3 protein-coding genes are annotated in these 2,805 nt (G+C 67.0%); all 3 read left to right on the top strand.

Annotated features, from left to right (window positions below; genetic code table 11):
• The first annotated feature begins 90 nt into the window (after window positions 1-90).
• Genes ABGA94_RS12475 through cyoE form a run of 3 tightly spaced genes read left to right on the top strand, consistent with a single transcriptional unit; the run spans window position 91 to window position 2,732 of the window.
• Window positions 91-660: a hypothetical protein gene (locus tag ABGA94_RS12475; protein ID WP_005415005.1), complete on the top strand. Its 570-nt coding sequence runs from the start codon at window positions 91-93 to the stop codon at window positions 658-660.
• 10 nt (window positions 661-670) lie between these two features.
• Window positions 671-1,834 carry a heme A synthase gene (locus tag ABGA94_RS12470; protein WP_005415006.1) on the top strand — a complete coding sequence of 388 codons (1,164 nt, stop codon included), beginning with the start codon at window positions 671-673 and terminating at the stop codon, window positions 1,832-1,834.
• A 4-nt stretch (window positions 1,835-1,838) separates the two neighbouring features.
• Window positions 1,839-2,732, top strand: coding sequence for a heme o synthase (gene cyoE / locus ABGA94_RS12465; protein WP_005415007.1), 894 nt, complete (start codon window positions 1,839-1,841; stop codon window positions 2,730-2,732).
• Window positions 2,733-2,805 lie beyond the last annotated feature (73 nt).

Raw genomic sequence — 2,805 nt, 5'->3', positions numbered from 1 at the left:
CCGCTGGCCGGCACGCACTCGGATTCCTGGATGCCGGCCAGCGGCCGGCACTACCGGCATCGTTTACCCAACCATGAGAAAATGCCCCACATGAACACTGCTACGTCCCCGCAGGCGCGCGGCTCCGGCCGCCGGACCCTGGTGCTGCTGTTTGCCGTGTTCTTCGGGGCGATGGCGCTGGCCGCGGTATTGCGATTCTCCGGCTGGCAGCCCACCGGCCACCGCAATGCGGGACAGCTGCTGAAGCCGCCGGTCGATCTGCGCCAGCAGACGCCGACCCTGGCCAGTGGCCAGCCCTATCCTTGGAACCCCGAGGCCCGCACCTGGCGCCTGCTGGTGGCACCGGCCGGTGCCTGCGACGCGCAGTGCGTCACTTTGTCGCAGGGACTGGGCAAGGTGTGGCAGCTGTTCGGCCATAACGCCGATAATGTCGAGATCCTGTGGCTGGGTACGCCACCGGCGTCGATCGCCTCGCTGCCCGCGCTGCGGCCGCTGGCTCCGTCGCCAGCCCTGCGCGCGGCGTTGCCGGGCGTCGATGATCCGGCGGGACTGCCGGTCTACGTGATCGATCCGAACGGCTTCGTGATCATGCGCCATGCCCCGGGTTCCGACCTGGGTGGCCTGCGCAAGGACATGGCCACGTTGCTGAAACTGAAGTGAGTCCCGTTTGATGAGCCTTTCCGCGCGTCCGGCGCTGCACCGCAATTTCCACCGCCTGGCGTGGTTCGCCATGATCATGACCGCGAGCACGATCATGTTCGGCGCGTTCGTACGCCTGTCCGATGCCGGCCTGAGCTGTCCGGACTGGCCGACCTGCTATGGCCAGGCCACCTGGCCGCAGCACGTGGAAGAGACCATCGGCCACCCGGCGGCGGAGATTCGCCCGCTGGAGACCCACAAGGCCTGGCGTGAGCAGGTGCACCGCTTCCTGGCCGGCGCGCTGGGCATCGAGATCCTGACCCTGGCCCTGCTGGCCACGCGCAAGCGCCGCTTTGGAACCACGGCAGTGGTGACCGCCTGCGTGCTGGTGGCCGCTGGCATACCGCTGTACATGATGGGCTGGCATGGCACCGCCAGCGCATTGGCTCTGGTCGGCGAGGCGATCCTGCTGATCGCCGCGCTGCGCTGGAGCAACATCGACCTGGCACGCGCTGCACTGCTGACCCTGGCGGTGGTGATCTTCCAGGCCCTGCTGGGCATGTGGACGGTGACCCTGCTGCTCAAGCCCATCGTGGTGATGGGGCACCTGCTGGGCGGCATGCTGATGTTCGCGCTGCTGGCTTGGATGGCGTGGCGTGCCACGCACATGCCGATCACCCTGGCCGAGGCGCCGAAGCTGAAGTGGCTGCTGCGCATCGGCCTGGCCGTGCTGGTCACCCAGATCGCCCTGGGCGGCTGGGTCAGCGCCAACTACGCGGCGCTGGCCTGCGGCGGTGGCAGCGCCTCGCTGGACAACTTCCCGCGCTGCGCCAACCAGTGGTGGCCGCAGCACAACTTCGTCGAAGGCTTCACGCTGTGGCGTGGCATCGGCGTGGATTACGAAGGCGGCGTGCTCGATGGCGCCTCGCGTATCGCCATCCAGATGGCCCATCGCCTGTTCGCCGTGGTGGTGGCCGTCTACCTGCTGTGGCTGGGCGTGCGCCTGTTCCGTTTGCCGAGCATGCGCGGCTGGGCCAGCGCGCTGATCGCGCTGCTGGTGCTGCAGGTCACCCTCGGCATCCTCAATGTGAAGCTGGCGCTGCCACTGGAAGTGGCCGTGGCCCACAACGGCGTGGCCGTTGCCCTGTTGTTCGTGCTGGTCAGCCTGCTGGCCCGCCTGCGCGCCCCGGACTGATTCCATGTTTTCCAACTACCGCCAGTACTGGGACCTGACCAAGCCCAAGGTCGTCGCCCTCATTGTCTTCACTGCCCTGGTCGGCATGGTCCTGGCTGTCCCGGGCGTGCCCAGCTGGGAGCAGGTGCGCGCCGGCCTGCTCGGCTTCCTCGGCATCTGGCTGGCCGCTTCGGCGGCCGCTGCGATCAACCAGTTGCTGGATGCGCACATCGATGCGCAGATGGCACGCACGTCGTGGCGCCCGCTGGTGGTCGGCAAGGTCAAGCCATGGCAGGTGCTGGTGTTCGCCGGCGTGCTGATCGTGCTGTCGATGACCATCCTGGTGCTGTGGGTGAACCTGATCACTGCGGTGCTGACCTTCGCCTCGCTGATCGGCTACGCGGTGATCTACACCGTGTACCTGAAGCGCGCGACCTCGCAGAACATCGTCATCGGTGGCCTGGCCGGCGCGATGCCGCCGATGCTGGGCTGGGCTGCGGTGACCGGCATGCAGGGCTCGTCGGACTGGGCATACTCGTCGCTGCTGGTGCTGATCATCTTCATCTGGACGCCACCGCATTTCTGGGCGCTGGCGATCTTCCGCCGCGAGGACTATGCCAAGGCGGAGATCCCGATGCTGCCGGTGACCCACGGCGTGGCGCACACCCGCAAGCAGATCATGGTGTATTCGGTGGTGCTGGCGCTGGTCTGCCTGTTGCCCTACCTGGTGGGCATGAGTGGTGCGTTCTACCTGGGCGGCGCGATCGTGCTCAATGCCGTGTTCCTCTGGTACGCCTGGCGCATGCTGAACCCGCCGGACGAGCTGTTCTCGATGAAGATGTTCTATTACTCCATCGTGTACCTGATGGCGCTGTTCGCCTTCCTGCTGGTCGACCACTGGATCCTGCCCTGGTTGTAAAGCGCCACCTGTAGAGCCGAGCCCATGTTCGGCTGAGGGGGGGATTGGAAGAGCAGCCGAGCGTGGGCTCGGC

The sequence above is a fragment of the Stenotrophomonas sp. 3diitr2024 genome (assembly GCF_042136455.1).
Lineage (GTDB): Bacteria > Pseudomonadota > Gammaproteobacteria > Xanthomonadales > Xanthomonadaceae > Stenotrophomonas > Stenotrophomonas sepilia.
The sequence above is the reverse complement of the archived record's forward strand: the minus strand, read 5'-3'. Positions and strand labels throughout refer to the sequence as shown.